This is a genomic window from Terrabacter sp. Root85 (assembly GCF_001429185.1).
In the GTDB taxonomy this organism is placed as follows: domain Bacteria; phylum Actinomycetota; class Actinomycetes; order Actinomycetales; family Dermatophilaceae; genus Terrabacter.
In genome coordinates this window covers 1-3,355 of record NZ_LMIW01000005.1, presented here as the reverse complement: position 1 = coordinate 3,355, position 3,355 = coordinate 1, and the positions used below count along the sequence as shown (strand labels likewise).

At 66.5% G+C, this 3,355-nt stretch carries 4 protein-coding genes; 2 read left to right on the top strand and 2 right to left on the bottom strand.

The window, feature by feature from the left end:
* Positions 1-672 precede the first annotated feature (672 nt).
* Together ASE25_RS06540 and ASE25_RS06535 are read left to right on the top strand one after the other, a co-directional pair.
* Entirely contained in the window at positions 673-1,647 is a 975-nt protein-coding gene (locus tag ASE25_RS06540; RefSeq protein ID WP_056824111.1) for a hypothetical protein, read from the top strand.
* A 749-nt stretch (positions 1,648-2,396) separates the two neighbouring features.
* Complete coding sequence (locus ASE25_RS06535) at positions 2,397-2,693, top strand: hypothetical protein (protein ID WP_056773303.1); 297 nt, start codon at positions 2,397-2,399, stop codon at positions 2,691-2,693.
* 15 nt (positions 2,694-2,708) lie between these two features.
* Here ASE25_RS06535 and ASE25_RS06530 read toward each other — a convergent pair whose 3' ends face one another.
* Both ASE25_RS06530 and ASE25_RS06525 read right to left on the bottom strand, forming a co-directional pair.
* Positions 2,709-2,954 (bottom strand): hypothetical protein, encoded by a 246-nt coding sequence (locus ASE25_RS06530; RefSeq protein WP_056773335.1) that lies wholly within the window; start codon positions 2,952-2,954, stop codon positions 2,709-2,711.
* A gap of 10 nt (positions 2,955-2,964) precedes the next feature.
* Positions 2,965-3,201: a hypothetical protein gene (locus ASE25_RS06525; RefSeq protein ID WP_056773306.1), complete on the bottom strand. Its 237-nt coding sequence runs from the start codon at positions 3,199-3,201 to the stop codon at positions 2,965-2,967.
* Positions 3,202-3,355 lie beyond the last annotated feature (154 nt).

Here is a 3,355-nt window from a genome sequence, read left to right as displayed (position 1 = left end):
GGCCAAACCCGACGAACCGAGATCTACGACAACCTCATCACCAGCCTCGACACCACCGAAGCCTCTTGACACCGATCACCCACATAATGCCGATGACAGCGCGTGGCTTCAGCGAGATGTGAGTGGTCGGTAGCACCGCTTGCTGGTCATGAGTTCACCCGCCGCGGCCGTAGTTCGCTTCCCCGTGATCACAGTTGCTTCGCCGATGCCCTGACGGACGACTTGCCATCCCTCGGACGCATAGAGGCGCCTCGCCGGATCAACAGTGGGCTGACGACGTCATCAGGAGGAGTCGCTCGTGCGGCGGGCCCTTCCAGAAGGGCGTGCATGAGTCCCCGACTGACTCCCGCCCGCCGGGCAGCGCCGGCCACTCCGATGCCGACCAACTCGAAGTGCCCTCCCAGCCATGCCCCGGCGACCTGCGGCTCCAGCACTTTGCGCGCGCTATCAGTTCACCACTGCCCGAACTCGCCGGTACAGCCACAGGCGGAGCCAACCAACGCGTCGGCGTCGTAACCGCCCTTCCAGCGGCGGGACGCACGACCGCCTTCGCCCAGCGCCCCTCCGACGAGGAAAGGCCGCGGCCGTCACGGCGAACTGGTGTGTCATCCCGGGTGCGCACGTGTGCTCCCGAGCACAGACGCGGTCCGGTGCACGTAAGCACACTGAGGCATGACCACGACCAAGCACCCGCAGCACCGCAACAGCAAGAGAAGGAATCGCGCCAAGCGGGCGGCCAAGAAGTGGGCCCCGGCGAAGTCCCCGGCGCACCGAGCCGCGGCGAAGACGGCGGCGGAGGGGGTCGCGGCGGAGGGGGTCGCGGCCGAGCAAGCGGCCGCCGCGTTCGACCCGCCCGAGCAGGCCCAGCGCCGCAAGAGCCTCGCGTGCCGCTTCGGTTGGCATCACTGGGAGTCCAAACGCGCCGAGGCCCAGAGCTTGCGTGAGTGCACTCAGTGCGGCCGACGCGGGTACTACGGGTGGTATGGCGACGGAGGCGGTCGTGACGGCGAGGGCGACGACAATGAGAGCTGGCAGCTTTGGCCCATGAGCAATCAGGTCCGGGAAGACCATTCCGGCCGATTGTGCGCAGCTGAGCTCGACGTGCTCCTGCGGGGTTGGGCGCCGTTCAGCCCCGGTTGGGCGATGACGTGGGCTTTGGAGGAACTCCTGTGCCGCGGCCACTTTGTGCGGCTCACGGACCGCGGTGCGGGGGTTCCGGGCCGGTTCGTGGGCTATCGGGTCACCGTCAAGCCGGTTACGCGCTCCGCGCGGCCAGCTCTCGCATCGTTCGCCCCGCTCTTCGACGGGCACCCGCGCGATATCACCCCGCAGCGTCTGGCGCGCTATGTGGCGCAGGAGTTCGGGGACAAGCTCGAGGTGGAACACGGATACCCATGTGGAAGCCCTCTCCACTGGTTCGAACGATGCGTGGTCGACCCGCTCCGCGCGGAAGGGCTGGTCAGCGTGTGCGTCGAACAGGCATTGCTTGGATCGCTTCAGCTCACGAGAAGCTGCCTCGAGCCCACGGCCGACGGCCGACGGCGAGGCTGTCGCCGCCCGGTACCCGGACATTCTCAGCAATCGGCATCGGCGAGACTGGCGACGCCCCTGGCGTGCATGGGAGCCTGTCGTGCCGGGCGACATTGACATCGCTGTCGCCACCCTGCAGCGCAGCCACCGGACGCGTTCGCGGGAAAGACTCTTCTTTAACGACGACGTCGGGGAAGCGCCCTGAGGCAGGGTTTCCGACGATGGCATGTAACCGCGCGAAGCCTTCGGCGGACGACGGGCCGAGTTAACCGGATGACCCGGCCGAGCTGGCGGAGGATCTGGAACGGCTCGCAGAGCTCGTCCGGTGCGCGAAGCCGCTGGCCACCGCCTCTACTGCTGGGTCTGCGTCGAGCCTTCCGCCCCTGCGCGGCGAACGTCCCCTTCTGCCGCTCGGAGGACGGGACGTCCGACATTGCCGCGTAGCGCTCACGGCGGGCACAGGCATTTCCCGGTCGCTAGTAGGCGCCTCCGCCGAGGCACGTCACGTCGTAGGAACGTGCGTCCTGCGCATGATCGCCCTATACGTGTAATAGCCCGACCACAGACCGGCTACACCGAAAGCGCTCGCAATGAATGAGTGCCAACGACCTTCGGCGAATCCGGCCGCGACGATGACCACTGCCGAAGCTGTAAGCCCGGCGAGGATGCCGGCAAGTAGCGCGACCGTCCGCGCCCGCGACCACGGGGCGGACGGCGGTATGGACGGGGGAATCTTCAGCACGCCGGCCTCATTTGGCGATCACGGTACGGAGTCTGCACCAACAGGCGTAGCGAAGGCACTCTCAAGCCGCAGGCCGCGCGGTTCAGGGACCGCATGTTGCGCGCTTGCGTGCCACTCTGCCCTCATGACATCGACCGACTTCCGCGAGCCTTGGCGCCGAGCCGAAGGCGAAAGCGCTCGGGCCTTCGAGGATGAAGCGGCGGCGGAGATCGCCGACGGTCACGAACTGCACGGGCTAGACCTAACCGCCATCGCAAAGTGCGAGGGCTGTGACTGCGTGGTCTATCGCGGATCGGACGGCACATTCGCGATCGTGCACCTCAGCTGGACCACGAGGCGCGAGACGCCGCCATGGCCGCGCACAACCCGACTCGGAAGTTTCATCGCGATTGAGTCGGCGATGGATCAGCACCAGCACTGACCGTTCATGCCGCCGTCAGCGCTCCCCAAACCTCTGCTGGGCAGCCTGACGTGAGATGTCGAGTGCAGCACCGATCACGGTCCACGAGTCGCCCGCCGCACGGGCTGCGCGGACAGCCTCACGCATCTCCTGCTCGGCATCCGCGAGCTGGTTTCGGGCGGCGATGATGCGGCGAAAGGACGCGGCATCACGGGCCGGGTGAGTCGACGGGTCGAGCTGATCCAAACCGGTGCGGTCGTGGTTGGTCTTCAGGGTTGCCATGTCATTCACCTCATCTCAAGTAGTCGAAGAACTTGGGTCGTAGTCGGTCGGCGTGGATGATCCGGGTGGGTTCTCCGACTGGAACGGCGACGAGCTCCAGCATCCGACCGTGTCGGTCCGGGCCGATCACGAGAAGACGGTCCTCGCCGCCATACTCGTACTCGACTAGCCGGATGGCGTTGGTCCATGCGTGTCCGATGTCGGCTTCGTCGATCCCGTGCTTCAGGGCCGACTCCGTCACCTCCACGACGTCAAGACTAGGTTGACGACGCATCAAATGTCAACCATTGATTGACGCACGGACATGGCTCCCTTCTGTGTCAAGACGCGGCAGGGAGGTGCGTTCTACGCTGGGTCGTGACGGGTCCGGGAAGTGGCTTGTCCGAAGAGCCGGTGTGGGG